The organism is Amycolatopsis sp. lyj-90 (assembly GCF_046549035.1).
In the GTDB taxonomy this organism is placed as follows: domain Bacteria; phylum Actinomycetota; class Actinomycetes; order Mycobacteriales; family Pseudonocardiaceae; genus Amycolatopsis.
Genome location: NZ_JAJPWP010000005.1, coordinates 445,061 through 470,501, shown reverse-complemented (window position 1 = coordinate 470,501; position 25,441 = coordinate 445,061). Strand labels below are relative to the sequence as shown.

The window sequence follows — 25,441 nt, the reverse complement described above, 5'->3', positions numbered from 1 at the left end:
TCGATGACCGCCGAGAAGGCACGGCTGCTCACGACTCTGCTCTCCCTCGCCGGAGACACCGGTTCGCTGTCCGACGAACTGCACTTCGCGGGCTGGGATGCCACCGAGAGCGTCGCGCTCGACCACGGCACCGCGAACGTCCTCCGGGCGCTCGTGCTGCCGAAAGCGGCGAGGGTCCTCGAAGTCGGTGCCGGTTTCGGCGGTCTGACGCGGTATCTGGGCGAGGTCTCGGAGAGCGTGCACGCCGTCGAGGCCGACCCGGTCCGCGCCGCCGCGGTGCGGTTCCGCACCCGCGACCTCGGCACCGTGACCGTGTCCGATCGGCTGGTCATCGAGACCTACGACTTCGCCGTCGTCCAGCAGCCCTACGCGACGCGGAACCTGCTGGACTGGGTTCGCGAGCGACTGTCGCCGACCGGTGCGGTCGTGGTGCTGACGTCTTCGCGTGGTGTCACCGGGACGCTCGCGGCGGCGGGTCTCGAAGTGCAGCGTGAGCTGCTTTGTTCTCCCGGTCACGAGGTCGCCCGCGCGGTTCGCGGCGCGCAGATCGACGCCGAACTGCCCCGTCTGTCGGCCGCGATCAGCGGCGGTCCCGCGAACGGCCTCGCCCTGCTGTGCGGCCCCGGCGCCGCTTCGCTCTGGCCCGCGTACCGGCTCGCGACCTACTTCAACACCGCCGAGCGCGCCGCGTTCGCCTGCACGCGCGCCGACGTCGTGCGCACCGGGGAGGGTGCCGAAGTCCGCCGCACGCCGCTCGTCCCGTCGCAGCCGGTCGCCGGGATCTCGGTCGGACCGTGTACGGACAAGGTGTACGACGCCCCGACGATGGTCGAGGTGCTGCTCGACGAGCCGGAGCGCGTCGCGGAACTGCTCACCGGCTGGCGGGATCTCGTGCGCGCTGAGGCCGCGCGCGGGGTCGAGGCGCTGTGGGATCTGGTGCCGCACAACGTGCTCGTCGACGGCGCGACGCTGCGCCCGATCGACCTCGAATGGCGGAACGCGGGCGCCGGGGTGGCCGAAGTGGTCGAGCGCGGAGTGCTCGTGCTGGCCGACAAACTCGCCGACGCGGGCTGGTCCGCGGCGGCCGAAGACGGCTCGATGCGCGATCTGGCCTGCTGGCTCGGCGTGCTGATCGGCCTCCATCCCTCCTTTGTGGACGGTGCGACGGCACGTGAGGTCGACTTCTCGGTGATCGGCTCGAGCGGCACCGTCCACGGCACGCACGAGGTGCGGGAGGCCATCGCCGAGATTTGGCGAAAGCGCCTCCTCCGGAGTGTCCACAGGTACCGTTCAACCGACGTCGACGCCGGTGTGGCGGCGAACGAAGACGAGGTAGCGAAGCGATGACGAGCCTGCATACCGCCGGCATCCTGACCCCGGACCGGCCGGTCGGGCACCTGTTCGAGCTCCGGGGCTGGACGACCGGGATCAGCCGGATCGACGAGATGTCCGTGACCATCGCGGACGTCGAGGCGAACCTGTTCCCCGAGCCGTGCCCGGGCGCGCCCGAAGGCACTTTCGGCTGGCGTGCCGTCCCGGCCACCTGGGTTCCCGCGGGCACCCAGGACATCGTCGTCGCCGGCCCGGACGAACGCGTGCTGAACCAGGCGACCGTCCACGTCGGAACGCTGCCGGGTGAAGAACCGTTGTGGCTGGGCGAACTCGAAGCGCCGAAGCAGGGCAAGGTCGCCGAAGGACACGTCGTCTACGTGACCGGGTGGGCCATGTTGCAGGGCCGCGCGCCGAGCTTGATCGAGGTCATGGTCGAAGGCGGCGGCACGGTCAGCGCGCGCACCCGCCTGCCGCGCAAGGACGTGCCCAAGGAATTCCCCGGCTTCGACGACGCCGCTGTCAGCGGGTTCGAGGCTTGGGTGCCCGTCGACCTCCCGTACGGCGAAGAGCGGACGCTGTCGCTTCGCGTCCGGTACCGCACCGAAGGCGTCGGCGAGGTCGTGTCGGCGAAGCGCACCTTCACGCTTCGCAACCCCGTAGCCGATCCGGACGACGCCGAGCTCTCCGACGAACTCGCCGGTGATACCGCCCGCGCGATGGCACGCGTGAACATCCCGACGGATCCGAAGCACGTGCTGGTGTTCACGCACAGCCTCGGTGTCGGCGGCGGGCAGCTGTGGCTGCAGGAACTGCTGAGCCGGATGGTGACCGACCACGGCTGGCAGGTCAGCCTGGTCAGCGAAACCGACGGCCCGCTGCGCGCGGACTGCCACGAACTCGGCATCCCCGTCCATGTCACGACGCACTACCGGAACCAGACCGTCCCGGCCTACGAAGGTCACGTCGCCGAGCTGGCGCGCTTCGCGAAGTGCTCCGGAGCGGGCGTCGCGCTCGTCAACACTCTCGGCGGCTTCGTCGGCGCGGATGCGGCGAAGCGCGCCGGGATGCCGACCGCGTGGGTCATCCACGAGAGCTTCTCGCTGCCCGCGTTCGCGTATCAGAACTGGGGCCCGGTGAAGCCGCCCGCCGCGGTTTGGCAGCGCTGGGAAAGCACGCTCGCCGAGGTCGACAGGCTGCTGTTCGTCGCGGACGCGACGCGCGAGATGTTCCTCCCGTACAGCAAGCCGGAACGCTGCCGGACCGTCCGCTACGGCACGCCGATGCACAAGTTCGGCGGCCGGACGCGGTCGGAAACACGACGGCAGGCGCGGAACATGCTCGGCTACTCGCCGGACGACATCGTGCTGGTCAACATCGGCATCGCGGAATCCCGCAAGGGGCAGGCGCCGCTGATCTCGGCGATGGAACGGATCCACAAGGTCCATCCCGAGGCGAAGCTGTCCGTCGTCGGCCTGCACCCGTCGCCGTACGGGCTGGCGATGGAGGAATCGGTCGAGCGCGCCGGGCTGGAGAAGTCGGTCAGCCTGGTACCGATCCAGCCGGATCCGCTGCGCTGGCTGCAGGCCGCGGACATCTTCGTGAACAGCTCCGACATCGAGTCCCTGCCGCGTTCGATCCTCGAAGCCGTCTGCTGCGGCGTCCCGGTCGCGGCCACCGACGTGTTCGGCGCGCGGGAGATGATCGTCGACGGCGAGACGGGCTGGCTGTTCGAGACCAACGACGTCGACGCGCTGACAGCGGCGTTGCTGCGCGCGCTGGGCACGTCGGCCACGCGCCGCCGCGAGATGGCCAAGGCCGCGCACGAGAAGCTGCTGCCGTGGCTCGACCCGGCGGGCTACGCGCGCGAGTACTCCGAAATCCTGACCGAACTGAGTGGGGGCGTTCATGTCTGACACCGACATTCCCGGCCGTGTCCAGGCCGAGCTGACCCGCCTCCGGGCCGAGCGGCAGGTTTTCACCGCCGAACAGGACCGGCTGAAGGCGAAGCTGGCCGACACCGAGCACGAGCTGCGCGAGGCCACCGCCGCCGCCGCGCCGAACGAAGACGAGTCCGCCGAGGCGAACCAGGTTGTGTTGAATCAAGAGCTGGCTTCGCAGCGAGAAGAACTCGACGTCGCCAAGGCGCGTCTTCAGGCGCTCGAAGCCGAGGTCCTGCTCGCCCACCAGCAGCGTGACTCGCTGCGCGCGGAGTTGAAGACCTGCCGCGAAGAGCGGGACAAGCTGCGGCTCGCGCTGCTCGACGCCGAGCTCGTGGTGTCGGCCGGCGTCGTCGACGCGGACATCCTGCCCGGCGGCGAGCCGTCGGCCGACCGGCAGCGCCTGCTCAACGCCGAACGTCTCGCCGCCGAGATGGCCCGCGAGCTCGACGCCACGCGGCGCACCGTCAGCTGGCGGGTCACCGCGCCGCTGCGGGTCGTGCGGAAGAAGATGGACCGGCCGTGACCGAACTCTGCTTCGTCTCCGCCGAGGGCGGTTCCGCCTTCATGGAGGAGCTCCTGGAGGTGGTCGCCGACGCCGTCCGCACGGCGGGCGGCAAGGCGCGGACGGCGGTCGGCAAGTACCCCGAGGCCGGGGGCGACACCGTGTACGTCGTCGTCCCGCACGAGTACTTCGTGACCGCCCCGGACGCCGACTTCCCGACCGCCGAACAGTGCCGTCGCACCATCGGGTTCTGCGTGGAGCATCCCGGCACCGCGACCTTCGAGCGCAACGCCGAACTGCTCTCCATCCTGGGCGGCGCCGTCGACATCAACCAGGATTCGACCGCCGAGCTGCGGCGGCGCGGGATCACCGTCGAGCATTTCCAGCTCGGCTACAGCCCGCTGTGGGACCTGTGGGGCGGCGATCTCGACCGTCCGCGCGACCTCGACGTCACCTACCTCGGCACGGCCGAGCGGCGGCGTTCGGTGCTGCTCGGCTCGTACGCGCGGGACCTCGCCGGACTGCGGACGCGGCTGCTGACCCCGCCGCACGAGCCGATGACCGCCGCCCGCGTCGACTTCCTGCCGGGCAAGGCGAAGTTCGAGCATCTCGCGCGGTCACGGTTCCTGCTGAACCTGCACCGTGAGCAGAAGCAGACCTTGGAGTGGGTGCGGACGCTCGAAGCGATGACCAACGGCTGCGTGGTGGTCAGCGAGACCTCCTCCGAGGTCGAGCCGCTGGTCCCCGGCGAGCACCTGGTGCTGGCCAGGCCCGAGGCGCTGGGCTCGGTCGTCGCCGCGCTGGCCGACGAGCCCGAACGGGAACGGCACCTGCGTTCGGCCGCCTACGGTTTCGTGAAGTCGCTGGACATGACGGCGTCCGCGCGGCGGCTGATCGACCTGGCGTCTTCGCTGGGTTCGACGCCGGCTGCGGACCTCGCCCCGGCGCGGGCCCTCGCGACGAGCCTGCGGAACCCGGAGAACGCGCTCGCCGTCGACACCCCGTCGTTCGACGCGCGGTTCGCGGGCGACCGGTCCGCCGGTGGCCCGGCCTCGGCCCGCGGGACGGCGTTGTCGGCCCGGATCGCACAGCGCGCGGCGGGTGCCCGGCGGGTCGCCACCCGGCGCTGGGAAGCCGCGGCGGCCTCGCCGTCGGGCTCCGCCGACGTCGACGTGCTGATCGTGCGCCGGACCGGCGAAGTCGACCCGGACGATCTGGCGAACGACCTCCTCACGGGCAGCGTGCCGCCCCGGAAGGTGCTCGTCGGCGAGGACGGCGTGCACCCGTGGCCGCGGCCGCGCCCGTACGACACGCTGCTGCACGACACCCCACTCGGCCGCGGGCTCACCCGGAACTCCCTGCTGGAGCGCTCGACGGCGTCGTGGCTGCTGGTGCTCGACGGGGGGATGCGGGCCTCGGAGTTCCTGCTGGAGCGTTTGCTGGCCGCTTCGACGGACGCCGACGTCGTGCACTGCCCGGTCGCGGATCCGGTGGACGGCCTGGTCGGCGCGCTGCCGCCGGAGGAGCGGCGCCTGCGGACGCTGCCGTACCTCGGCAGCGGGTATCTGGTGCGGCGATCGCTGGTCGACGAGCTCGGCGGTTGGAACTCCGAGGTGCTGTTCGAGGGCCTGGAGGATCACCTGTTCTGGCGGCGGGTGGCCGCCGCGTCGCGGCCGACGACGCTGGTGCAGCAGGTCTTGCTGCGGCGCCTGCGGCCGGATCCGGACTCGCGGCCGATGGACCTCGACCCGCATCGGGTTTGGGCGGCCGTCGACAGCGCGCTTTAGCCCACCTCGCGTGCTATGAAAGGCCCGTTACTTGCAAATTTTGCAAGTAACGGGCCTTTCATAGCACTGGGCGTGGGCGCGGCGTTAGCCCGTAAGTGTGAGTTAGGCCGTGTCGGTGAACGTCCTCCCCCGGTGATGCGCCTTATAGGCAGAGCATCGGAAGCCTTCGGATGCCGGACGAGGAGGAGCCACATGGCCTGGGAAATCGCCCTGGTCGCCGCGCTGGCCGTCGTGTTCGTCATCAGGCTCGCGCTGCAGCTGAAGCGCGGCTGACCTCCTCCGATCACCGTCTTGCGCACCCCGCGGCGCAATGAATGAGGTGAACGGGACTTTCCTCGGGGATCGCCCGGTGAAAGTCCCGTTTCACCCCATCGCCACCCGTCTTCCGAGGCGCATCTGCGGAATCCGCCGCGGCCGGGCGGCGCGGACCGGAGAAAGCGGAGGGCCGTCCTCGCGCAAGCGCTTCTTCACGTGGATCGTCTTGTACCCCGTGCTCAGGTAGCCCTCGTTCTTCAGTTTCGCCATTTCGGCGTTGACCGACGCCGGCGAAGCACCGATCGCGGAGGCGATGTCCGTGTGATTCAGGCCGACGTCGATGACGACGCCGTTTTCGCCGGGGACCCCGTAGAGCGCCTGCAACCGGGTCAGGAACGCGGTCAACCGGCACCGGACCTTGGCCGTCGCGAAACCCAGGGCGACGTTTCGCAGCCGCAGCCGGACGGCCAGGTCCAGGGCGATCAAGGCCATCGCCTGCTTGTCGTCGTCGAGAAAGCCGTGGAACGCGTTCTGCGGGACCTCCAGCACGCGGACCGGTTTCGTGGCGACGAACGAGAGGTGACTCGACCGTCTGGCCAGGCAGTCTTCGACGCCAAGGACGTCGCCGGCGCCGAGCAGGTCCACGATCATCGGCGACGTGCCGCCCTGGGCCGCGCGGATCGCCTTCACGAAGCCGGAGCGCAGGATCAGCACCGGCGGCGCCGGATCGCCTTGGTTGAGCAGCGTCGTACCCGTCGCGTAGTCCACGTGCTTGCCGAGTTCGAGCAGCCGCTGCCGCTGCCGTTCGGTGACCGCCGCCAGGAAATCCCCGCCCATCAGCCCACCACCGCCGCGAACGCGTAGAGGATCGCCGGGAGCCCGGCCACGAGCGCCGCGACCGCCCCGATGACCTTCGCCGGCTGAGCGACCTTCCCCGCGAGCAGGAGCCGGGTGAGGATCGCGGCGAAAACGATGTAGGCGAGAACGACGACGCCCGCGGTGACCACGAGAAGCGGATCAGGAGTATTTGTCGTCAATAGTGACTCCCAGTGAGAGAAGAAAAGTGAATCTGGTTCTTGCCCGGCTGGGTGAGAATCACATCAGGTAGGTGACACCGCCGCTCTGCCGTTCCGCCGAAGACTAGTGCTCAGCGGCATTACGAGAAAGCAACCGGACCTCGACGGAACCCGTCCAGGGAGCCTCCGACAGGCCATTTCGCGACGGAAAGTGACCGCCATTCCGTGCGGCGACTCGCGAAAAAATCACGCACCGTACACGAAGACAAAGGGAGTTCCGACGTGATACCACCGGATTCGCCAGGAAATCAGCACAAGCAGTACGTGCGTATGATTTCGAATCGCCCACCGGAACGCGGCGGCCGTCGGATCGGCACCCTGGTGGAGACGAAGATACGGCGAAAATGACAGTCCGGCCGATCTTCCCTCTTACTCCGTCCGGGACGTGCATCTGCACGTGCAATTCGCCGAATTAACGGAGTGTCAGCGTTACGGCATGCTTGACGACTCCCCGTGACCGCGAGGGTTTTTTCGGCAATCTCAGCTTTTTGGGGGAATCCGCCCGGTCCGGATAACGCGGTGGGGATTAACGATCAACCCCGGCGAGGGCTGACCAGCCCGGATTCGTAGGCCAGCACCACCAGCTGCGCCCGGTCGCGCGCCCCGATCTTGGTCATGATGCGGCTGACGTGCGTGCGCGCGGTGGCCGTCGAGATCACCAGGTGCGCGGCGATCTCGTCGTTCGACATGCCGCCCGCGACCAGGCCGAGGACCTCGCGTTCGCGGTCGGTGATCTCGCGGACGGCGCTCACGTCGATCCGGCGGTTCTCCGGCCGGTCGACGAACTCCGCGATCAGCCGCCTGGTCACGGTCGGCGCCAGCAGCGCCTCCCCCGCGGCGATCACCTTCAGCGCCCGCAGCAGCTCCACCGGATCGGTGTCCTTCAGCAGGAACCCGCTCGCGCCGGCGCGCAAGGCCTCGTAGACGTACTCGTCGACGTCGAACGTGGTCAGGACCAGGACCCTCACCCCGGTCAGCTCGGGATTCGCGGTGATCCGTCTCGTCGCTTCGAGCCCGTCGACACCGGGCATCCGGATGTCCATCACGACGATGTCCGGCCGGTGCTCGACGGCGGCCGCGACGGCCTGGTCACCGTCACCGGCCTCGGCACAGACCTCGAAGCCGTCTTCGGTCTCCAGCAACACCCGGAAACCGGCGCGCACGAGCACCTGATCGTCCGCGAGGACCACTCGGATCGTCATCGTTCCCCCTCGATCGGTAGCTCCACGCGAACCTGGAACCCGCCGTCCACCACGGACGTCGTGAGCGCGCCGCCCAGCGCGGCCGCCCGCTCGGACATCCCGCGCAGCCCGTGGCCGGGCGCGGGTTCGACGGCGCCACGGCCATCGTCGCGGACGAGCAGCGTCAGCGCACCGGTTTTCCGCTCGAACCTGACGTCGACACCCCGGGCCTGGTTCGCGTGGCGGACCACGTTCGTCAGCGATTCCTGCAGGATCCGGTACGCGGCGCCGTCGACCGGCGCGGGCAGCTCACCCGGTTCGCCGTCGACGCGGACCTCCAGCCCGGCGGCCCGCGCGTGCTCGAACAGCTCGTCGGCCTGGGCGAGGCTCGGCGCGGGCGCCTTGTCCTCCCCGGAACGCAGCACGGCCAACGTCGCGCGAAGGTCCTTCAGCGCCGAAGCGCTCGCTTCCTTGATGTTCAGCAGCGCCTCTTTCGCCTGCTCGGGACGCCTGTCGGCGACGTGCGCGGCGACCCCGGCCTGGACGTTGATCATCGCGAGGCTGTGCGCCACGACGTCGTGCACCTCGCGGGCGATGGTGAGCCGCTCCTGCTCGGCCATCCGGTGCCGGTGCTCGTCGGCCTGCTCGCGGCGGGCCCGCGCGGCGGCCAGCCCGTTGCGCACCGCCGTCCCGATCCCGACGACCGCGATCACCCAGACCAGCCCCAGCCCGGCCCGCATGTCGAAGGCGCCGAACCCGTGCCGGACGAACAACACGACGCCGGCGACCGCGAGCAGCGATCCGCCGGTGATCCCGGCGACCAGCGGGCCGCGGATCTTGGTGAGCACGAACAACGCGATCGTCGGCAGCACGATCGTCGGCCCGCCCGGATTGCCGGACGCGTAGTAGCCCAGCGTCAGCGCGGAGGTGAGCAGGAAGATCGTCATCGGGAAGCGGTGGACGGCCAGCAGCGGCACCGCGGTGGCGACCAGCCAGAGCACTCCGGCCGTGGTCAGCGACGGCGCGTCCGGCTGCCAGCGGGAGGCGCTGCTCGTGGCACCGAGGACGAACCCCAGCGGCAGCACCACGCGCAGCACGCGGCCCACCCAGGGGCTCCACGGAAACCGTTCTTTCAGCAGCACAGGACGAAAGCTACCCGGGGTGGAGGGGTATCGCGTCCGTTGGAAAGCGGCTTCCCGGCTACGCCGCGTGCGGTAGCCGCCGCAGGACCGACGTCATCATCAGCACCCCGCCGATCACCTGGACGGCCAGCACCGGCGCGTGCGCGGCGGATCCCATCGTGAAAGCGCTGAACAGGCCCCAAGCCCCCGTGCCCGCCATCGCCCCGGCGCCGGTCCACACCAGGATCAGCCGCGGCCAGAACCGTCCTCGCGACACGGTCGCCAGGGCGATCACGGCCAGTACCCCGAGCACCGCGATCACCACGTCCTGGCCGCGGGCCGACAAGCCGCCGGAGCCGAACGCCCAGCTTCCGTGGCCGACCGCGGAAACGAGCGCCGCGGCGATACCGAGTCCGCCCGTCACGCCGATCGTCCCCGGGCGCACGGTGCCGGTGACGACGAACCACCAGCGGTCGCGGGCGTAGAGCACGAACGCGGTCAGCAGCAGCACTCCCTGCCAGGCGAATCCGCCGTAGACGACGGCCCAGACCCAGTTCTCCAGCGGCATTTCGGTCAGCTGGGTCTTGGTGAGGTCGGTGACGATCACCGGAAGGTTCAGCACGATCGGCGCGAGCAGCCCGGTGCCGATCCAGATCGGGAAGAGCACGAGCGGCGCGGGGATCCGGCGGCCCCAGGAGTAGGTGAACGCCAGCGCGAGCACCACCGCGACGACGTCCATCCCGCCGGTGAGCAGGTTGGCGAAGAGCATCAGCTTCGAGTCCACAAAGGACGGATCACGGAGGCCGAGGCTGCCGCCCGTGACCCAGGAGGCCTTGAGGGTCAGGTACGGAAGCGTGCCGAGGATCGCCGCGTAGCAGACGATCAGGCGGGCGCTGGAGATCTTGGGGGTGGCGACTGCTGCGGTCATGCTGTCAGCGTCGGCGTTCACGCCGCGGAAAAACTCCCTCGCGAGCCTGGTCCGCCTCCCTCCTCAGAAGGAAGTGGGCAGTTTCGCCGCGGTTTCCTCGTCCGCCGGGGTCAGCGTCGCCAGGGAGATCTCGGATCGCCGTCCGAGGTACAGGTACGAGAATTCGAACCGCAGCAGGCCCGCCTCCGGGTGCAGATACCGCTTGAGCACGATCCGCTCGGTGGAGACGTCGTGCTCCCTCCACATCCGCTCGAAGACGTCGGACTCCTGCCGCAGCCGCTTGACCAGGTTCTTCCACGCCGGTTCGGCGAGGTGCTCGGCCATCGCCGCCCGGAAACCGGCGACCACGCGGGGCAGGTTGGTCTCCCAATCCGGGAGTCTCCGCCGCCATTCGGGATTGGTGAGGCACTGGATCAGGGTGTTGCGGTCCTCGAACGGGATCGCGTCGACGTCACCCATCAGCCAGTCGTAAGCCCGGTTGTAGGCGAGGATGTCGCAGCGCGCGTTGCGCACGCAGACCGGGAACGGCTCCAGTTTCTCCATCATGCGGTAGACGTTCTGGCTGAGGATCTTGCAGTCCTTCTCCAGCGGCGGTTCGGGCGCGCCGGCGAGGGTGAACAGGTGCGTGTGCTCGTGCGGGTCGAGCCGCAGCGTGCGAGAGATCGCCTCGAGCACCTGCTCGGACGCGTTGATGTCGCGTCCCTGCTCGAGCCACGTGTACCAGGTGACCCCGACCCCGGCCAGCTGCGCGACCTCCTCGCGGCGCAGCCCCGGCGTGCGGCGCCTGCCGCTGATCGGCAGGCCGACCTGGTCCGGGGTGATCCGCTCGCGGCGGCTGCGCAGGAACGCGGCCAGTTCGTGTCGCCGTACGTCGGCCACCTGCGAATCGACGGTCATGGTCACCTCATCAGGTTCGCAAAGCTTGAAGCCGGTTACCAGGTAGTGGTAATACCAGGATAAACACACTCCTGGTACCAGGGTGGGAATCGGCTGATCGTAGTACCCATGACTTCGACGCAAGTTCCGGCGACGCTCACCCGCGTCGCCGCCGGACCGGCCCTGACCTCGGCGGGCCTGGTCACCGTGCTGCTGGGGGCGGCACTTCCGCTCATCGACTTCTTCATCGTCAACATCGCCCTGCCCGCGATCGGTACCGATCTGCGCACCTCGTCGGCCACCTTGGAACTGGTGATCGCGGCCTACGGGATCGCGTACGCCGTGCTGCTCGTCGTCGGCGGACGGCTCGGTGACGCCTTCGGCCGTCGCAAACTGTTCCTGATCGGGCTGGCCGCTTTCACCGTCACTTCCCTGCTCTGCGGGATCGCGCCGACGGCGTTGACGCTGGTGCTGGCGCGGGCCGCGCAGGGGGCGGCGGCCGCGCTGATGCTGCCGCAGGTGCTGTCGATCATCCAAGCGACCACGACCGGCGAACGCAGGTCCAAGGCGCTGGGTCTCTACGGCGCCACCGCGGGGCTTTCGATGGTGCTCGGGCAGTTCCTCGGCGGAGCACTGGTCGCCGCCGATCTCTGGGGTACGGGCTGGCGGCCGATCTTCCTGGTCAACGTGCCCGTGGGGATCGCCGGTCTGCTGATCGCGCGGCGCCTGATCCCGGAAAGCCGTTCGAGCAACCCGATCGGCATCGACCGCTCCGGCACCGTTCTCCTGGCGATCGCCCTGGTGTCGCTGCTGCTCCCGCTGGCGGAAGGGCCGGTCCTGAACTGGCCACTGTGGACGATCGCGCTGCTCGTGGTCTTCCCGTTCGCCGCGGCGGGCTTCGTTCACGTCGAACGCCGGATGGAACGTCAGGGCGGTGTTCCACTGCTGCCGCCGTCGGTGATGCGGATGCCGAGTGTGCGGCAGGGACTGCTGGTCGGGATGCCGTTCTTCGTCGGCTTCAGCGCGTTCATGTTCGTGTTCGCGGTGACGCTGCAGGACGGCCTGCACCTCGGCCCGTTCGGCTCGGGGCTGGTGACGGCGCCGCTTTCGCTGGCGTTCTTCGCGATGTGCCTGGTCAGCAGCCGCCTGGTGACCAGGTTCGGACAGCGGGTCGTGTCCGTCGGCCTGTCGATCCAGTTGCTCGGGCTGCTGGTGCTGATCGGCACCGTGCTGCTGGAGTGGCCGGATCTGGGCGTGCTCGATTTCGCACCAGGGATGCTGCTGTGCGGTCTCGGTCAGGGGCTCGCGATGACGACGGTGTTCCGGATCGTGCTGTCGAAAGTGCCACCGGAGATCGCCGGAGTCGGCAGCGGGATGCTGACGACGTCGCAGCAGGCGGCGATGGCGCTGGGGGTGGCGACGCTGGGGACGTTGTTCGCGTCCGTTTCGGCGGGGTCGCTCGGGATGAAGGGCGCGTTCGCGCTGGTCATCGGGATTCAGGCGGTGCTGACGATCGGGGTGATCACGGTGGCGCGGCGACTGCCGGACCCGCGGGTTTAGAAAGTTTGGTTTTACCCGTCGGAGAAGTGGCTCCCCGAGCGACGATGGGGATGTGACGGAACCACGGGTGCGGCGGGACCCGGCCTTCGCACTGCTGTCGCTGTACGAGACGGCATTGCCGGAGGTCTACGGGTACCTGCTGTCCCGGTGCGGGAATCGCACCCTCGCCGAGGAGCTGACGTCCGAGACGTTCCTGGGCGCGGTGAGGGCCTGTCGCAAGGAAGACGCGCCCGCGGTGAGCACCGGGTGGCTGATCGGCGTCGCCCGGCACAAGCTCGCCGATCACTGGCGGCGCCGGGAACGCGAGGAACGCGGGCTGCGGCTCGTCCACGAGGAAGAGGATCACACCGATCCGTGGGACGAGCGGCTGGACGCGCTCCTGGCGCGCGAAGTGCTCGCGTCGCTCGGGGCGCATCACCAAGCCGCTCTGACGCTTCGCTATGTCGACGGTCTCCCGGTACCGGAGGTCGCCGCCCATCTCGAACGCACGGTGCACGCCACGGAGGCGCTGCTCGTGCGGGCCCGTGCCGCGTTCCGGCGTGCCTACCAGGAGAAGGAGGGTCGCGATGCCTGATCCGTTCGACGCGCTTCGTGCGCCCTCGCAGCCTGTCGATCCTGACCCGCTCTTCGCCGCCGAACTGCGTGACAACCTGCGTCGCGCCGTCCTGAACGGAGCCGAAATGACCGAAACACTGGCGGAACCACACTCCCTGACCCCGTATCTGGTGGTGACCGATGCCCGCGCCGCGCTCGACTTCTATGTCGACGTGTTCGGCGCTCAGCGGCGGGCCGACCCGATCGTGATGGAAGACGGCCGGGTCGGGCACGCGGAATTGGCCATCGGGGACAGCGTGCTGATGCTCGCGGACGAGTTTCCCGAACTGGGCAATGTCGTGGCGCCGTCGGGCGGCACGCTGATCCGGATCGAGGTCCCGGACGTCCGCGCGTCGGCGCGGCGGGCCGTGGAACTGGGTGGAGAACTGGAACGTCCGGTCACGGACGAGGGCCACGGGCTGAGCGGGGCGATCAAGGATCCGTACGGCCAGCGGTGGCTTGTCGCGCAGGCGGCACCTTCTTCATCGAGCGCGAAGCCGGTCCGGCACGGCGAAGCGGGTTACTTCACCTTCCAGGTCCCGGACGATGGACGCGCGAAGGCGTTCTACGGCGCCGTTCTGGGCTGGCAGTTCTCGCCCGGACGGGTCGAAGGCGGTTGGGGCGTCGAGGGTTCCGGCCTGCAGGGCGGGCTCTGGGGCGGCCCGGGACGGCAGGTGGGCTGGAAGGTCATGTACGCCGTCGACGATCTCGCAGCCGCCCTCGACCGCGTCCGCGCCCAGGGCGGCCAAGCGGGCGAAACCGAACAGCAGCCCTACGGCCTGAGCGCCGACTGCGTCGACGACCAGGGCATCGAATTCTGGCTCTGGGAACAGCCGCGCTCTTGAGGTCACCACCCCAGCCCCCCACCCGTCCCAGGGGGGCGACCCCGAAGCCAGTCTATCGCCGATAGGAGGCCGGGAGGGGAGCTGACGTGAGTTGTCCACAGGCGGGGGTCGTTGTGGACAACTGGAGGCAGGGGACGCTCTGCCGGGAGTCCATGGAGACCTCCTTCGCTACCTTGCGGGCAGGGAAGGAGCATTCATGGAACGGGAGTCAGCGGCCTGCCGCGTAGCCCTGCATTCCTCGCGCGTTCGCGGCGGCACGGAGCACTCCGCCCGACCGCGAGACGGCGGAAAGCCGCCCGAGCGACCAAGGTCCGGCATCGACGACGTCGTGCCCGCGCGCGGCGAGAGCATCCATTGTGGACTGACCGAGCCGGGACTCGACCACGAGTTCGCGCGGCGTCCACGAGCGCGGGTAGAACGAGCTCGGGAACGCGGTCGTGTGCCACGCGGGAGAATCGATCGACTCCTGCAGGTTCAGCCCGCCGAGCGTGTGCGCCAGCCAGAAACACAACTGCCACTGGTCCTGCTGATCCCCGCCGGGGGTCCCGAACGCCAGCACCGGCTCGCCGTCGCGCAGGCCCATCGACGGCGAAAGCGTGATCCGCGGCCGTTTCCGCGGCGCCAGCGAGTTCGGCAGGCCCTGTTCCAGCCAGAACATCTGTCCACGGGAGTCGAGGCAGAAACCGAGCTCCGGGATCGTCGGACTCGACTGCAGCCAGCCACCCGACGGCGTCACCGAGACCATGTTCCCGGCCGCGTCGACGACGTCGATGTGCACGGTGTCGCCCCGCGTCTCGCCCAGTGGCCCGACGGTCGGCTCCCCCGTCGCGCCGGAGCCGGCTTCGAGCCCGCGCAGCTTCTCGAGAATCGCGGGCAGCCGCGGCGAGGGACCACCCGGCCGGAGTTCGGCGGACGCCTCTTCGGTGATCAAGGCGCGGCGGGCGTCCGCGTACTCGCGGGAGATCAGCAACTCGATCGGCACGTCGGGAGAATCCCCGTACCAAGCCTCGCGGTCCGCGAACGCCAGTTTCGCCGCCTCGACGGCCAAGTGCACCGTGCGTTCCGTCGGTATCCCGTCCACATAGGACAGTTCGTCGCGCAGACCGTCCAGCAACCGCGCCTGCTGGAGCAGCGTGGGCCCCTGGGTCCAGGCGCCCATCTTCACCAGGCCCCAGTCACCGAAGTCGACCTGCAACGCGTCTTCGTACGTCGCTTCCCAGCCCGCGATGTCCTCGCCGGTGAGGAGACCGGCGTGATCGCGGCCGGAATCGTCGCGGAAAGCCTTGCGGCTGAACGCCTCGATGGCTTCGGCGACGAACCCCTGCGACCACGCCCGCCGTCCGGCGTCGATCTGCGCCTCGCGGCCGCTGACCGACTCCGCCTCGGCGAGCAGCCGCTCCCAGGTGTCCGCGAGCGCCGGATTGCGGTGCAGCCCCTCGGCGGGCTTGCCGTCGGGCAGCCAAAGCGCCGCGGACGTCGGCCAATGCTCGGTGAACAGGTCCCGCACCGCACGAATCGTGTCACCGACCCGGCTGACCAGCGGAATCCCGTTGCGCGCGTAGGAAATCGCGTAGCCGAGCACGTCGCGCAAAGACTTCGTGCCGTGATCCCGCAGGAGCAGCAGCCAGCCGTCCCACGCCCCCGGGACGGTCGCGGGGAGCAAACCGCTGCCGGGGATCAGGTCGAGCCCGAGGTCCGCGAAGTACTCGGGCGTCGCCGCCGCGGGCGAGACCCCCTGACCTGCGAGAACGCGTGGGGTTCGATCGGCGGCGGTGACGAAGATGCCGGGGACCTGCCCCGCCGGACCGCACAGATGCGGCTCGGCTATCTGCAGGACGAACCCTGCGGCCACCGCCGCGTCGAAGGCGTTGCCGCCGTCTTCCAGCACCGCCATCCCGGTGGCCGAGGCCAGCCAGTGCGTCGATGCCACCATGCCGTGGGTGCCGGCCAGTTCCGGCCTGGTCGTGAACACCCGGCTAATACTACGCTTTGCTAACTACTTTTCAGTCCCAGAAGTTGAAGAGGGCTTCTCCGAGGGTGTCGGGTCGCCAGTGCTTGGCGTGACCGTCACTCACCCAGGGCGGCGCCGAGAGATCGATCGGCTGCTCGAGTTCGGCTCGGGTGTACAGCCGATACCCGGGAAGAAGTTCCCCCAGAACGGCCAGCAAACCCGGCTCGTCGACGAAGGTCGTCGATCCCCAACCGACGGGCGCCTCGGCGATGCCGAGCCCGTTCCGCACTTCTCCGTCCAGCTCCCAGGTCCACAGAACCGCGGCGGTTCGGTGGCGATAAGCGATTTCGCCCTGGTCGAAGTTCGGCCCCGTCTTGTAGGACACGAACCCGGCGACCTGGCCACGCGTTCGCCGGGCAGCCTCGTAGCAAGCCTTCCGGAACGCCTTCTCATCCCTCACCCACCGAAACTATCCCCGCGCGGCGACCGGAGCGTCATAGTTTTCGAGCGTCGCCGCGTTGGCCACCCGCGAGGTGATCCACGTGAACACCTTGGTCATCGGGTTCGAACCCAAGATCCGGTACAGGAAGTTCCGGTAACCGACCATGAACCGGGTCTTGGGGGCGAGGAACGTGCCGATCCCGGCCGCCTGCTTCTGCGAGATCTTCACCGGACCGCGCAGTTTCTCTTCGTACCGCGCGAAAGCGACTTCGTGGTCGCCACGCGCGGCGGCGAGTTCCCCGGCCAGGACGTACGCGCCGGTCATCGCGAGCCCGGTGCCCGAACCACCCGGACCCGCACACCAGGCCGCGTCACCGAGCAGCACCACCCGTCCCTGTGACCACTTGTCGAGGTGGATCTGGCTGAGCGAATCGAAGTACAGCGTGCCGACGTCGCCGAGGCCTTCCAGCAGCGTCGGGATTTCCCAACCGAAGTCGGCGTAGCGCTCGACGAGGGCCTTCTTCTGCGCTTCGACATCGCGACGGTCGACCTCCAGCGGCCCGGACGCGAAGACGAAACTGACATTGAGAGCCGACCGGTCGCGACCGCTGGCGACCATGACCGTCCGGCCGGGGACGCTGTGGATCAGGCCCAGATGGTCCAGGTCGAGGTGGTTCGGCACGGTGAAGCCCGCGGTGTGGAAGCCGAGGTCGGTGCGGAACCGCTCTTCGTCGCCGAAGGCCAGCCGCCGCACGCCCGAGTGCAGCCCGTCCGCGCCGACGACCAGGTCGAAGCTGCGCGGTCCGTTGTTGGCGAAGGTGACGTCGACCCCGTCGGCGCGCTCGTCCAGCCCGGTGATCCAGTCGCCGAAGACGTACTCGACGTCGTCCTTCGTGTGCTCGTAAAGGATGCGCGTCAGGTCTCCGCGCTCGATCTCGACTTCGCCACTGAAGAACACCGACGGCATCTCGGCGACCTTCTTGCCACTCGAATCGACGATGACCTGCGCGCCCATCGCGGTTTCCTTCGCTCGGACGTCTTCCAGGATGCCCATGCGCTTCAGCAGGGTCATCTGCTCGCCGCGGAAGTCGACGGCGCTCCCGCCTTCGCGCAGGGCCGGGGCGCGCTCCACGACGGTCGGCGTGAAACCGCGTTCCCGCAGCCAGAAGGCGAGGGCCGGACCCGCGATGCCGGCGCCGGAGATCAGAACGGTGGTCGTCATGGCTGCTCCCAGTGGGTTCGTGGTGATGGGAACGACCGTACGGCAGATTTGCACGATTGGTCAATCCGTCTGGTTAAACCAAATGGATAAACCGTGTGGTCTACGATCTTGGGCATGGGCAATCGCGAGGACCTGATGAGCGGCGCCATCCAGTGCTTGAAGGAAAAGGGCTGGTCACGCACGACGGTGCGGGACATCGCGTCGGCGGCCGGGGTCAGCCACGCGGCGATCGGCTACCACTTCGGGTCACGCGAAGCCCTGCTGCTGACGGCGTTCTCGCAGGCGATGGACGACTGGGGCAGGGAGGTCCAGCTGGAGATGATGAGCGCTGTCGACCCGAGTGCCTCGGCGGACGAGCAGTACCGAGCCTCGTGGCGCGCCATGATCGACTCCTACGGGCGCAACCGTAAGCTGTGGATCGCCTCGATCGAGGCGTTCGTGCAGTCCGAACATCACCCTGAACTGCGGAAACAGCTCGCCGCCGCGCAGCGCGAGGGCCGTCGCGGGATGGCGGCGGGCCTCCTCGGCATCGACGAGGACACCCTCACCGAGGCGGACGAGCTCCGGATCGGCGCGGTGGCCACGGCCCTGAACTCGGGCATCATGCTGCAGCACATGCTCGACCCGGAGCACGCTCCGACGGCCGAGGAGGTCGTGGACGGGCTGATGACGCTCGTCTCCCGGGTGCAATGAAAGGCCCGTTACTTGCAAATTTTGCAAGTAACGGGCCTTTCATTGCACCCGCGGGAGGCAGGTGGGTCAGGAGACGGCGACCGTCCGACGCAGCGCCGCCCGCGGCCGCCCGACGCCCTGCCACGAAAGGCCCGCGTCGAGGATGCGTTGCGGCTCCAGGAGATTGCGCGTGTCGACGACCGAGTCGCCGTCCATCTGCTCGGCCATGTAGGTCCAGTCGAGCCGCTTGAACTCGTCCCATTCCGTCAGCACGACGACGGCGTCGGCCGCCTTCGCGACCTGGTACGGGTCGTCGACCACGGTCATCCCGGCGATCTGACCGCCGACGGCCGGGTCGTAGGCGGTCAGTTCCGCCCCGAGCGCGCCCAGCACCGAAGCGACCGCGAGAGCGGGCGAGTCGCGCAGGTCGTTCGTCCCGGCCTTGAACGCCAGCCCGAGGAGCCCGATCCGCGAACCGGCCAGCGTGCCGCCGACCGCGCCGGCGATCTTCGCGACGATCCGGTCCCGCTGCGCGATGTTCTCCTCGATCGCCGAGGTGAGCAGCGTGAAGTCGTATTGCACGGACTCGGCGACCTTGACCAGCGCGCTGGTGTCCTTCGGCAGGCACGAGCCGCCCCAGCCGGGGCCGGGCTTGAGGAACGAGCGGCCGATGCGCCGGTCGTAGCCCATGCCTTCGGTGACCAGGTCGATGTCCGCGCCGAGGCGTTCGCACAGTTCGGCGATCGAGTTCACATAGGACAGTTTCATCGCGAGGAAGCAGTTCGCCGCGTACTTCACCAGTTCCGCGCTGGCCGCGTCGGCGACGACGACCGGGGCGGCGAGATCGGCGTAGAGCTCGCCGACCCAGCGGGCGGCCGCGACGTCGTCCGAACCGACGACGATCCGGTCGGGGCCGAGGAAGTCCTCGACCGCGGTGCCCTCACGCAGGAACTCCGGATTCGACACGACCGGCACGTCCGTGCGGCCGAGCATCGCCTGGATGCGCTTCGACGTCCCCACCGGAACGGTCGATTTGGTGATCAGCGCGCATCCCGGAGGAATGACGTCGCCGATCTCGGTGGTCACGGCTTCGACGGCCCGCAGATCCGCTGAACCGCCCGCGCCCATCGGCGTCGGCACACAAAGGAAAACGGCCTCCGCGTCGCGAACGGCTTCGCGCGCGCCGACCACGAAATTGAGTCTTCCGCTGGTCAGCCCCCTCGACACCAACTCGGACAATCCCGGCTCCAGGATGTCCACTCGTCCGGCGGAGAGCCTTGCGACCTTCGCCTGGTCGACATCGACGCAAGTGACTCGATGCCCCAGGCCGGCCAGGCAGGCCCCCGTGGTCAATCCGACGTAACCGGTCCCCACCACCACGATCCGAGCAGCGCTCATGCTGCTGAAGGTGACAGCCGGAGTTGACCTCCGAGCGAACGGAATGCTTCAGTCCCGAATACTCCTCACGACATGCTTCGCTCCGACGTGAGCCAGCACACCCACCCCACCGATGCGAACGAGCGTTAACCTAGGGAACGGTTGTCGACGAAAGGGAGAACATGCAGATCACCGATACCGCGGCGCTCGTCACGGGTGGCGCGTCCGGGCTCGGCGGGGCGACCGCGAAGGCGCTCGCGGCGAAGGGCGCGCGGGTCTTCGCGCTGGACCTCGCCGGTGCCATCGCCAACGCCGAGCAGGTCGAGGGCATCACCTACGTCGAGGCCGACGTGACCGACCCGGAGCAGGTGCGCACCGCGGTCGCGACCGCCGCCGAATCCGGGGTGCCGCTGCGGACCGTGGTGAACTGCGCCGGGATCGGGCCGTCCGCGCGGATCCTTTCGAAGAAGGGCCCGCACGACCTCGCCCTGTTCGCGAAGGTCGTCCAGATCAACCTGATCGGCTCCTTCAACGTGCTGACGCTGGCCTCCGAGGCCATCGCCAAGACCGAACCGCTGGCCGACAACGCGCGCGGCGTCATCATCAACACCGCGTCGATCGCCGCTTACGACGGCCAGATCGGGCAGGTGGCGTACTCGTCGTCCAAGGGCGGCATCGTCGGGATGACCCTGCCCGCCGCGCGCGACCTCGCGTCGCACGGGATCCGGGTGCTGACCATCGCGCCGGGCATCGTCGACACCCCGATGCTGGCGACGGTGAGCGACGAGTTCCGCGCTTCGCTGGCCGAGGGCGTTCCGTTCCCGAAGCGGCTCGCGCGGCCGGACGAGTACGCGCAGCTCGCGCTTTCGCTGATCGACCACGACTACCTGAACGGCGAGGTCGTCCGGATGGACGGCTCGCTGCGCATGGCCCCTCGCTGAGCCGTTTCGCCCGCGCTATGAAAGGGCCCGTTACTTGCAAATTTTGCAAGTAACGGGCCTTTCATAGCGCGCTTTTAGGGGCGGGTGAGGCGCACGTCCAGGCTGATGCCCTCGGTGGTGACCTCGCACGTCCGGAACGCCGTTTCGGCGACCAGCGCGCTGAAGTCGACAGGCGTGTACGCGCGCCGCCGGAGCTGGCCGAGCGCCTGCCGGACACCGAGCGCGGCCAGTTTGCCGAGCTTCATGCTCTCGACATCGCGCACGATGTCGCCATCGGTCGCGTCCCGGTTCATGTCCTGCACCACGGCCGTGCCGCCGGGACGCAGCACGCGGTACATCTCGTCGAGCGATTTCACCGGCCACACGAAGTTCTTGAACGCGGCCTGGCAGACGACGAAGTCGAAAGACCCGTCGTCGAACGGCATCCCCGCGACGTCGCCCTCGCGGAATTCGGCTTCGACGCCCTGAGCCCGCGCGTACTCGCTCGCGATCTCCACGAACGTCGGCGCGACGTCCAGGCCGGTGACGGAGAATCCGAGCCGCGCCAGTTCGACGGCGAAGTAGCCGGGACCGAAGGCGACCTCGAGGATCTTCGCGCCTTCCGGCAGATCCGCGGTGAGTTCGCGTGCCTGCTTCCGCCAGTGTTCGATCTGCGGTTCGGTGCCACGCTGCCGGGCGTAGTTGCGCGCCAGCGCGCCGCCCATCTCCGGCATGAGCTTGAACCGCTTCCTGTCCTTGATGTTCGACATGGTCACTCCAGGTTGATTTGCCCGGAGCCCGGCTATTCTCAAGATGCCGTCTCGTGGCCGGGTTCCGGTTGCGGGATCGTCGCCCCGGCGGGGTGCTGCAACACCTCGCCGGGGCTCTTTCAGCTGCTCGTGCTCCCCCTTTCGGACGGCAGTTCCCCGGTCTCGTGGAAGGTCCGCCATTCGGCGAGCCCCGGCATCGAGCCGGACGTCAGTTCCCCGAGGATCGAGCGGACCCATTCGGCTTCCGCCGTCCGGATCGCCAGGTGGTACTCGACCTCGATCAGCATCAGCCGCGGAACCTCCTCGAGAAGTCGCGCCAGTTCCGCGCGCGTCGAGGCGTTCTCTTCGTCCAGCGCCGCCAGCCGGGTGCGGAACAGGGCGATCACCTCGTCCGGACCGAGCCACGCCATGACCGACAGACCGGCGACGAACTTCGGTTCCTCCGGGGCGAGCTCGGCGAGCAGTTCGCGTAGCCAGTCGAGCATTTCGTCATGGCCGGCGTCGGTGATCCGGTACACCGTGCGCTCGGGGCGGGCGCCGTCGCGGCCGCTCTCGACGGCCTCGATGAAGCCGTGTTTCTGCAGGTTGCCGACGACCGTGTAGAACGAGCCCCACTTGATCCCCATGTCGCGGTCCTTGCCGCGGGACTTCAGGATCGAAGCCATTTCGTACGGGTGCGCCGGCCGCTCCTGCAGCGTGGACAGGATCGCCAGCGCCAGCAGATTGCCGACCTTCCGCCGTTTCACCGCGCCTCCTCGCTTACGAGTACTCGTCAACGAGTATCCGCAGGAGCGAGTGGGAGCGCAAGTACCGCTCGAAGGGAGGTCAGAGGTCGTTCATGTACGGCACGGACGTCTGCGCGTGGTCGGTCATCCACGTCCGCAGCGCGTGTGTCGCCAGGACGTCGTCCTCGTTGTAGCGCAGCAGGCGCTCGCGCTGACGGTCGTCCGGGATGCCGCCGTCCATGCCGACGGCGTCGCGGTACCAGCTCATCGACGCCTCGCCGCCCGCTTCCGGATCGCGCCACGCGAAGCCCGCGACCGGGGCGATCACCTTGAGCCCCTTGCCGTGCGAGCAAAGGAACTGGTCGGTGACGCTGCGGAAGAGGTCGATCCATTCGTCCGAGTCCACAAAGGACGCGATCTCGGCCTTCGCGGGAACGCCGGGATACTCGCCGAACCTGGACACGGATCCGAAGAGCCAGCGGTTCTCGGCGAGCGCGTTGTAGCAGTAGGCGCGGAAGGTCAGCCCGGCCGCGAGGGTGCGCTCGCGGACGTCGGTGAACCACGCCCAGAACTCCGCGAACGACCGGGCCTCGTCGGCGGTCGGCAGCGGCTCCCAAGTCGCGAACGCGCGATAGCCCTGTTCGACACCGATGTCGGCGCCGGTCAGCAGCGAACCCCACAGATACGCGCCCGAATCGCCGAAGCTCTCCATGTCGACGTCGACCTCGACGTCGCCGCGCGGGACCTCGATGCGATCGACCTTGCGCACCATCGTGAGATCGGCGAGCCAGGCGCGCGCGAGGATGATCGCGTCGGCGAAGGTGCCGCCGGTCCAGTTCATCGGCGGCGGTTCGTCGGCCGGATCGAGCGCGGCCAGCTTGTCCACTGTGGACACTCCGGCGCGGCGGAGTTCCATCGCGTCCTCGCCGCGGACGACCAGGCTGACGTCACGGGTTTCGGTGAGGACGACCTCGCACGTCGGCCACCAGGGGCAGCGACGGCATTCGAGGACGCGGGACGGTTCGGCGAGCGGCTCTTCGCCTTCGGCGGCGGCGCTCGCGATGGCGAGCCTGTCGGCGAAGCGGCTCTGATACTCCGTCAGCGCGCTCCGGCCGCCCGGCCAGGTTCCCGCGGACAGGTCGTGCCAGACGACGACGTCCGCGTCGAGTCCGATGACACCGCCGACGGCGCGGTGTCCTTCGTGCTGCCCGAGCGCTTCGAGCATCCGGTAGAGGTGCGCGAGCCGCATCTGGTCCCGAGGCTGCGAGCGGACCTTTCGCGCCGGATCCGGCAGCCGGTTCGCCGGGTCGAGGTCGGTCATCACCGTAGTCGGCGCGCCCGCGCCGCGATCGGTGATGCGATGCCGCACGACCAGCACCGGCACGTACCCGGCGCCGGTGCGGACCAGGAGTTCGGAGCCGCCACGCCGGTGACCTGCACGATCCACCGGGAGCAGCGCTCCCCAGATGTAGCGCGCTTCGGCGGCGAAAGCCTCTTCTGTGAGCTGCACGCGCTCGGCGGCGGGGAGGTCGCGAGCGATCTTGACCCAGCTCGCGTCCGGTCCCGTCGCGTCCATGAGCCGCTGCGCGATGGCCTCGCGATGCGCTGACGCGTCGTCGATCCGCTGCTGCGCGGCGGGGTCCGGCGGGGCGAGCGGGACCTCGCGCATCGCCGGATCGTGTTCGAGGTGCACGCGACGCCGGCAGCGGCTCACCGCTCCCGCGTCCAGTAGCACCTCGTTACTCACAGACAACACTCTAGAAGGCCACCGGCAAGCCGACATGCCCGCCACTTCGGGGACCAGTAAGTTCGTCTGTGACACAGCGTGGGAGGTGCCATGGCGCGCAAGGCCAAAGCCGTCGAGGGCGAAGGCAGGATCACCCCGAAAAAGGCGAAGAACGCCGTCGCGGTGGCCAAAGTGCTCGGTCCGGCCGTACTGCCGGTGATCGCGCCGTACGCCGTTCGAGCGGCGGGTGCCGCACGAGAGCTATACGACCGTTATCAGGCGAAGAAGCTCGGCGTCGCCGTCGACCAGCTCGGGGAGTTCAGCGGACGCGGTGCCGCGCTGCACGCGCGGATCGCCGGGCTGACGCAGGGACTCGCGGAGCTGAAGAAGTCGGCGAAGGCGACCGATGCCGATGTGTCCTTCGCGAAGGACACTCAGGGAACGCTGGAGCAGCTTTCGGCGACTGTCCGCGCTTCGGAGCGGATGCCCGCGGCGCGGCGGAAGGCCGCGCATCGGGCGGTGGCCGGGGAGCTGGACCAGCTGGAGGGCAAGCTGCTGCACCGGTTGGGCATCTGAGCGCCGCTTCAGGGTCCCGTCGGTGCAATGAAAGGCCCGTTACTTGCAAATTTTGCAAGTAACGGGCCTTTCATGTCACACCTGAGGGAGAGGTCAGCGCGAGTTCAAGAAATGAAGCCCTTCTTCTTCATCCACTCGTAGGCGACCTCGCCCTGGTCTCGGCCGTCGACGTCGACCTGCTTGCACAGTTCGATCATCTGCTGGTTGTCGATGGCCGCGGCGACGGCTTCGAGCGGGCCGCGCAGTTCCGGGTGCTGCTTCAGGAAGTCCGAGCGCAGCGTCGGCACGGCGTTGTACTGCGGGAACGCCTTCTTGTCGTCTTCGAGGACGCGCAGGTTCAGCCCGGCGATCCGGCCGTCGGTCGTGAAGATCTCGCCGATCGGGCAGGTCCCGCTCGCCACGGCCGAGTAGATCGTGCCGATGCCGAAGTTCTTGATCACCGGGTTCTGGAACCCGTACGCCCGCACGGCGGCCGGGAAACCGTCCTGGCGGCTGGTGAATTCGGTCTCCAGGCAGAACACGCCCTGGTCGGGCTTCTGCTTGAGGAACGCCGCCAGGTCCGACGTCGTCTTCAGGTTGTTCGCCGCTCCGTAGGCTTCAGTGACCGCGAAGCCGTACTGGTCGTTGAGCGGCGAGTAGTTCAGCCAGGTGACGCCGTACTTCGCCTCGTCGGCCGTCTTCGTGGCCTCGTACTGGGCTTGTTCCCCGCCGGAGACGGGGAGTTCGTTGCCCTGGTAGTTGATCCAGCCGGTGCCGGTGTATTCCCAGGTGACGTCGGTCTGGCCGGCGAGCAGTGCCTGCCGTGACGAGTTCGAGCCCTTGATGTCGGTCAGGTCGATGACGTCCGCGCCCGCCGCGGAAAGCGCCATCTCGGCCATGTAGCCCAGGATGATGTTTTCGGTGAAGTCCTTGGACCCCACCGTCACCTCGACGCCTTTGAGCGCCTCGATGGGCTGGATCGAACCGGGTTCGATCTTGTACGGCAGCGCGGTGTTGACCTCGAGCCCGCACGCGGAAAGCGTGCCGCACAACAGAACCGTGCCGAGGATCGCTTTCAATCGCAT

24 protein-coding genes are annotated in these 25,441 nt (G+C 68.8%); 10 read left to right on the top strand and 14 right to left on the bottom strand.

Translation table 11 applies throughout. The features are described from left to right. Positions 1 to 3 precede the first annotated feature (3 nt). From ACLJPX_RS21545 to ACLJPX_RS21530, 4 genes are read left to right on the top strand one after another with little or no spacing between them, the layout of a single operon-like run. On the top strand, positions 4 to 1,347 hold the full coding sequence (locus ACLJPX_RS21545) for a methyltransferase (RefSeq protein ID WP_410601656.1): 1,344 nt from the start codon (positions 4 to 6) through the stop codon (positions 1,345 to 1,347). Beyond that, entirely contained in the window at positions 1,344 to 3,245 is a 1,902-nt protein-coding gene (locus ACLJPX_RS21540) for a glycosyltransferase family 4 protein (RefSeq protein WP_410601655.1), read from the top strand. The genes ACLJPX_RS21545 and ACLJPX_RS21540 overlap by 4 nt, the downstream gene beginning before the upstream one ends. Beyond that, entirely contained in the window at positions 3,238 to 3,795 is a 558-nt protein-coding gene (locus ACLJPX_RS21535; protein WP_410601653.1) for a hypothetical protein, read from the top strand. Before ACLJPX_RS21540 ends, ACLJPX_RS21535 begins: the two co-directional genes overlap by 8 nt. Continuing rightward, positions 3,792 to 5,561 (top strand): glycosyltransferase, encoded by a 1,770-nt coding sequence (locus tag ACLJPX_RS21530; RefSeq protein WP_410601652.1) that lies wholly within the window; start codon positions 3,792 to 3,794, stop codon positions 5,559 to 5,561. The genes ACLJPX_RS21535 and ACLJPX_RS21530 overlap by 4 nt, the downstream gene beginning before the upstream one ends. A gap of 363 nt (positions 5,562 to 5,924) precedes the next feature. On the opposite strand, the gene ACLJPX_RS21525 is transcribed toward ACLJPX_RS21530, so the two are convergent. The 6 genes from ACLJPX_RS21525 to ACLJPX_RS21500 all read right to left on the bottom strand — a co-directional run bounded on the left by ACLJPX_RS21525 (position 5,925) and on the right by ACLJPX_RS21500 (position 11,019). Then, positions 5,925 to 6,653, bottom strand: coding sequence for a Crp/Fnr family transcriptional regulator (locus ACLJPX_RS21525; RefSeq protein ID WP_410601651.1), 729 nt, complete (start codon positions 6,651 to 6,653; stop codon positions 5,925 to 5,927). Further along, the gene (locus ACLJPX_RS21520; protein WP_146044300.1) at positions 6,653 to 6,853 is read right to left on the bottom strand and encodes a hypothetical protein; all 201 of its coding nucleotides are present in this window, start codon (positions 6,851 to 6,853) and stop codon (positions 6,653 to 6,655) included. Before ACLJPX_RS21520 ends, ACLJPX_RS21525 begins: the two co-directional genes overlap by 1 nt. A gap of 572 nt (positions 6,854 to 7,425) precedes the next feature. Continuing rightward, positions 7,426 to 8,094 (bottom strand): response regulator, encoded by a 669-nt coding sequence (locus ACLJPX_RS21515; protein WP_410601650.1) that lies wholly within the window; start codon positions 8,092 to 8,094, stop codon positions 7,426 to 7,428. Beyond that, on the bottom strand, positions 8,091 to 9,215 hold the full coding sequence (locus ACLJPX_RS21510; RefSeq protein ID WP_410601649.1) for a sensor histidine kinase: 1,125 nt from the start codon (positions 9,213 to 9,215) through the stop codon (positions 8,091 to 8,093). Before ACLJPX_RS21510 ends, ACLJPX_RS21515 begins: the two co-directional genes overlap by 4 nt. Before the next feature lie 58 nt (positions 9,216 to 9,273). Next, positions 9,274 to 10,122, bottom strand: a complete 849-nt coding sequence (locus ACLJPX_RS21505; protein ID WP_410601648.1) for a hypothetical protein — start codon at positions 10,120 to 10,122, stop codon at positions 9,274 to 9,276. 63 nt (positions 10,123 to 10,185) lie between these two features. Further along, complete coding sequence (locus ACLJPX_RS21500) at positions 10,186 to 11,019, bottom strand: helix-turn-helix transcriptional regulator (RefSeq protein ID WP_410601647.1); 834 nt, start codon at positions 11,017 to 11,019, stop codon at positions 10,186 to 10,188. A 108-nt stretch (positions 11,020 to 11,127) separates the two neighbouring features. Between ACLJPX_RS21500 and ACLJPX_RS21495 the strand changes: the two genes are divergently transcribed. The 3 genes from ACLJPX_RS21495 to ACLJPX_RS21485 are packed head-to-tail and all read left to right on the top strand — an operon-like array spanning position 11,128 to position 13,997. Continuing rightward, a complete protein-coding gene (locus tag ACLJPX_RS21495) occupies positions 11,128 to 12,558 on the top strand; it encodes an MFS transporter (RefSeq protein WP_410601646.1) in 1,431 nt (476 codons plus the stop codon). A 52-nt stretch (positions 12,559 to 12,610) separates the two neighbouring features. After that, positions 12,611 to 13,132 carry an RNA polymerase sigma factor gene (locus ACLJPX_RS21490; RefSeq protein WP_410601645.1) on the top strand — a complete coding sequence of 174 codons (522 nt, stop codon included), beginning with the start codon at positions 12,611 to 12,613 and terminating at the stop codon, positions 13,130 to 13,132. Then, positions 13,125 to 13,997: a VOC family protein gene (locus ACLJPX_RS21485; protein WP_410601644.1), complete on the top strand. Its 873-nt coding sequence runs from the start codon at positions 13,125 to 13,127 to the stop codon at positions 13,995 to 13,997. The genes ACLJPX_RS21490 and ACLJPX_RS21485 overlap by 8 nt, the downstream gene beginning before the upstream one ends. Before the next feature lie 208 nt (positions 13,998 to 14,205). On the opposite strand, the gene ACLJPX_RS21480 is transcribed toward ACLJPX_RS21485, so the two are convergent. Genes ACLJPX_RS21480 through ACLJPX_RS21470 form a run of 3 tightly spaced genes read right to left on the bottom strand, consistent with a single transcriptional unit; the run spans position 14,206 to position 17,611 of the window. Further along, positions 14,206 to 15,969, bottom strand: coding sequence for a gamma-glutamyltransferase family protein (locus ACLJPX_RS21480; RefSeq protein ID WP_410601643.1), 1,764 nt, complete (start codon positions 15,967 to 15,969; stop codon positions 14,206 to 14,208). A gap of 31 nt (positions 15,970 to 16,000) precedes the next feature. Beyond that, positions 16,001 to 16,408 carry a hypothetical protein gene (locus ACLJPX_RS21475; protein WP_410601642.1) on the bottom strand — a complete coding sequence of 136 codons (408 nt, stop codon included), beginning with the start codon at positions 16,406 to 16,408 and terminating at the stop codon, positions 16,001 to 16,003. Between the two features lie 9 nt (positions 16,409 to 16,417). After that, positions 16,418 to 17,611, bottom strand: coding sequence for an FAD-dependent monooxygenase (locus ACLJPX_RS21470; protein WP_410601641.1), 1,194 nt, complete (start codon positions 17,609 to 17,611; stop codon positions 16,418 to 16,420). Positions 17,612 to 17,725: 114 nt separating this feature from the next. On the opposite strand from ACLJPX_RS21470, the gene ACLJPX_RS21465 reads away from it, so the two are divergent. Then, positions 17,726 to 18,304, top strand: a complete 579-nt coding sequence (locus ACLJPX_RS21465) for a TetR/AcrR family transcriptional regulator (RefSeq protein WP_101611667.1) — start codon at positions 17,726 to 17,728, stop codon at positions 18,302 to 18,304. Positions 18,305 to 18,370: 66 nt separating this feature from the next. Here the strand turns inward: ACLJPX_RS21465 and ACLJPX_RS21460 are convergent, their stop codons facing one another. After that, positions 18,371 to 19,681: a UDP-glucose dehydrogenase family protein gene (locus ACLJPX_RS21460; protein WP_410601640.1), complete on the bottom strand. Its 1,311-nt coding sequence runs from the start codon at positions 19,679 to 19,681 to the stop codon at positions 18,371 to 18,373. 161 nt (positions 19,682 to 19,842) lie between these two features. Between ACLJPX_RS21460 and ACLJPX_RS21455 the strand changes: the two genes are divergently transcribed. Beyond that, complete coding sequence (locus ACLJPX_RS21455) at positions 19,843 to 20,601, top strand: SDR family NAD(P)-dependent oxidoreductase (protein WP_101611665.1); 759 nt, start codon at positions 19,843 to 19,845, stop codon at positions 20,599 to 20,601. A gap of 74 nt (positions 20,602 to 20,675) precedes the next feature. Here ACLJPX_RS21455 and ACLJPX_RS21450 read toward each other — a convergent pair whose 3' ends face one another. The 3 genes from ACLJPX_RS21450 to ACLJPX_RS21440 form a co-directional block, all read right to left on the bottom strand. Continuing rightward, on the bottom strand, positions 20,676 to 21,350 hold the full coding sequence (locus ACLJPX_RS21450) for a class I SAM-dependent methyltransferase (RefSeq protein ID WP_410601639.1): 675 nt from the start codon (positions 21,348 to 21,350) through the stop codon (positions 20,676 to 20,678). A gap of 119 nt (positions 21,351 to 21,469) precedes the next feature. Further along, positions 21,470 to 22,096 (bottom strand): helix-turn-helix transcriptional regulator, encoded by a 627-nt coding sequence (locus ACLJPX_RS21445; protein ID WP_410601638.1) that lies wholly within the window; start codon positions 22,094 to 22,096, stop codon positions 21,470 to 21,472. A 79-nt stretch (positions 22,097 to 22,175) separates the two neighbouring features. Continuing rightward, on the bottom strand, positions 22,176 to 23,858 hold the full coding sequence (locus ACLJPX_RS21440; RefSeq protein WP_410601920.1) for a TM0106 family RecB-like putative nuclease: 1,683 nt from the start codon (positions 23,856 to 23,858) through the stop codon (positions 22,176 to 22,178). Between the two features lie 54 nt (positions 23,859 to 23,912). Between ACLJPX_RS21440 and ACLJPX_RS21435 the strand changes: the two genes are divergently transcribed. Then, the gene (locus ACLJPX_RS21435) at positions 23,913 to 24,377 is read left to right on the top strand and encodes a DUF6474 family protein (RefSeq protein ID WP_101611661.1); all 465 of its coding nucleotides are present in this window, start codon (positions 23,913 to 23,915) and stop codon (positions 24,375 to 24,377) included. Between the two features lie 104 nt (positions 24,378 to 24,481). Here ACLJPX_RS21435 and ACLJPX_RS21430 read toward each other — a convergent pair whose 3' ends face one another. Beyond that, complete coding sequence (locus tag ACLJPX_RS21430; protein WP_101611660.1) at positions 24,482 to 25,441, bottom strand: glycine betaine ABC transporter substrate-binding protein; 960 nt, start codon at positions 25,439 to 25,441, stop codon at positions 24,482 to 24,484.